2 protein-coding genes and 1 other RNA gene are annotated in these 2,988 nt (G+C 43.6%); 2 read left to right on the top strand and 1 reads right to left on the bottom strand.

Annotation, left to right across the window (positions count from 1 at the left end):
• Nucleotides 1-209 precede the first annotated feature (209 nt).
• Together rnpB and P3T48_RS14280 are read left to right on the top strand one after the other, a co-directional pair.
• Nucleotides 210-601: RNase P RNA component class A (rnpB, locus tag P3T48_RS14275), an RNA gene on the top strand.
• Nucleotides 602-645: 44 nt separating this feature from the next.
• Entirely contained in the window at nucleotides 646-1,077 is a 432-nt protein-coding gene (locus tag P3T48_RS14280; RefSeq protein WP_022252655.1) for a hypothetical protein, read from the top strand.
• Between the two features lie 90 nt (nucleotides 1,078-1,167).
• On the opposite strand, the gene P3T48_RS14285 is transcribed toward P3T48_RS14280, so the two are convergent.
• Nucleotides 1,168-2,502, bottom strand: coding sequence for an NADP-specific glutamate dehydrogenase (locus P3T48_RS14285; RefSeq protein WP_158462977.1), 1,335 nt, complete (start codon nucleotides 2,500-2,502; stop codon nucleotides 1,168-1,170).
• Nucleotides 2,503-2,988: the final 486 nt, after the last annotated feature.

Below are 2,988 nucleotides of genomic sequence, written 5' to 3' on the forward strand. Positions count from 1 at the left end.
ATGCAAATTTTCAAAGAACTATTTCGTATATTAAAGTGTTAAAAATCAGTAACTTAGCTGCACCAAAATAACACCATTTTTTATACCGGATTTTTGATTCGAATTTTGAACACCCTACCTTATAGGGTTGAAATATAGAAAATAAGTAAGAAAAGTCCTTTACTTTTCGAAAGTTTTTTGTACCTTTGCACTTTAGTAAGATACAGAAAGCAGTGCCCCGGCGTGTCGCTGGTCTTCATGGTAAGACGAGAGGAAAGTCCGGGCAGCACAGAGCATCCCACTTCCGAAAATAGAAGCTATTGGTGACAGTAGGTGTAGGCAGAAGAAAATAACCGCCTTGTTGAGTCTTTAGATGAAAGCAGGGTAAGGGTGAGAAGGTGGTGTAAGAGACCACCAGATGACGGGTGATCGTCATGCTGTGTCGGCTGGGAGCTGTAAGCTCATGTATACCGCAGACTGAGGGTTGCTCGCCCGAGTGTCTTTTATGGCAGCTGCGGAGGGTAGAGTGCTCAAGCCCTGGGGTGACTCAGGGATTAGATAAATGACATGCACCTGCACTTTGTTGCGGGAACAGAACTCGGCTTATAGGGGCACTGCTTTCTTTTTATATATTTATTTTTAATCTCCACTTAATTATTTAAAGTCATGAACATCAGAGAACCAGAAAAGCAAATCCTCAACGATTTTGAGCATAAAGTGACCAACAAAATCAAGTTGTATGGCAATTATCCCGACTTCCCCAAGATGGAAGACTATGGTATCGAGGGTATGGAACTGGATGATTATCTTTTTGACAAGCAAGCTATTCTCGATATGGGAGGAAGCAGTCGCAATAAGCTGACGGTGGGTGGCATTATCACTTTGTTGCCTGTTATCGTTCTTTCGGCTTTTCCCGACAGTGCCTATATTTATGGTAAGATGGGAACTACGGTTTTGGCTATCGCTGTCGGTCTGATGTTGGCATTATGCCTATATGCTGTACTGAAAGCCATTATCCGCTTTCGGCTGGCGCGCCATGCCGACCTGAAGTTTGAAACCTACATCAAGGCTGTGTTGTTTTATCAGCCACGACAATAGTCTTGTTGTTGCTTTAAAAAAAGAAATCCTAACCTCTCACGAAGAGAAGTTAGGATTTTTTATGTGTATAATTAAATATCTGTCATTTTATTATACGATACCCTGAGCCATCATAGCCTTGGCAACCTTCAGGAAGCCTGCAACGTTGGCACCCTTTACGTAGTTTACGTAACCGTCTGCCTCGGTACCATACTTCACACAGTTGGCGTGAATATCGTTCATGATTTCGTGAAGTTTAGCATCAACCTCCTCACGGCTCCACTTCAGACGCTCAGAGTTCTGACTCATCTCAAGACCTGATACAGCTACACCACCAGCATTGGCAGCCTTACCAGGAGCATAGAGGATCTTGGCATCCTGGAATACCTTGATGGCCTCAGGAGTAGTAGGCATGTTGGCACCCTCGCTCACTGCGAATACGCCGTTGGCAACCAATGCCTTTGCAGCCTCTTCGTTGATTTCGTTCTGAGTAGCAGAAGGAAGAGCGATGTCTGCCTTCTCGAACCAAGGTTTAGCTCCTTCAACATACTTCACGCCATATTTCTCGGCATATTCCTTGATACGGCCACGCTCTACATTCTTCAGTTCCATGATGTAGTCGAGTTTCTCGCGGTCGATACCGTCTGGATCGTAGATGTAACCATCTGAGTCGGAACATGTGACAGGCTTTGCACCCAACTGAAGCAACTTCTCCATAGTGTACTGAGCCACGTTACCAGAACCAGAAACCAAGACAGTTTTGCCCTTGATGTCGATGTTCTTGGTGGCAAGCATGTTGCAGAGGAAATAAACATTACCATAACCTGTTGCCTCAGGACGGATACGGGAACCGCCAAACTCCTGACCCTTACCAGTCAAGACACCCTGGAACTGGTGAGTCAACTTCTTGTACATACCGAAGAGATAGCCTACCTCACGGCCACCTACACCAATATCACCTGCAGGAACGTCCTCGTCTGGGCCCATGTGGCGATAAAGCTCAGTCATGAAAGCCTGGCAGAAACGCATAACCTCATTGTTGCTCTTGCCGCGAGGTGAGAAATCAGAACCACCCTTGGCTCCACCCATAGGAAGGGTTGTCAGAGAGTTCTTGAATGTCTGCTCGAAAGCCAGGAACTTCAAGATGCTCAGGTTTACTGACTTATGATAGCGAAGACCTCCCTTGTAAGGACCGATGACATTGTTGTGCTGGATTCGGTAACCCATGTTAGTCTGTACATTACCCTTGTCGTCTACCCATGAAACACGGAACTCGATAATGCGGTCTGGAATGCAAAGGCGCTCAATGAGGTTGGCCTTCTCAAACTCAGGATGCTTGTTGTACTCTTCCTCGATAGTACCGAGAACCTGACTAACTGCCTGGATGTATTCAGGCTCATTAGGGAATCTTCTCTGAAGATTCGCGATCACTTCTGATGCTTTCATAATCTATATCTTTTATTGGGTTTAAAAATTTCTATTTTGTTATTTCCGATTGCAAAGTTAAAGAAAAAGTTTGAAAAAAAGAACAAAAAGACAGAAAAAATAAAGAAAAGGTGTAAAAAGGTAAGTTTTTAACAGTTTGTAAGAGGCTTTTATTACAGAATTGTGGGCGTACACCTTATTATATATAGGGAAAACAGCCCGATTATACATAGGGAAACAGCCCAGTATCCTCTTCAGTCATGAGTAGTTACTGATGGTGGTAATTACTCAGCATAAGTAGTCAACTATGAATATGACTGAGATAAATGTTTCTTTTTAAGCCTGTAAAAATCTATGTTCTAAACTATCGAACTTATGTTCTAAACTACAGGGCGGACGCATCAAAATGCGTTCGCCTCCAAAAGTTTTGACAGGTAATTTTCGTCCCAGCCAGCTTTCATTCTTTTTAAGTTGATACTTCCCTTGATCGTTTTATCCTTTTTAAGG

The organism is Segatella intestinalis (genome assembly GCF_029348455.1).
Lineage (GTDB): Bacteria > Bacteroidota > Bacteroidia > Bacteroidales > Bacteroidaceae > Prevotella.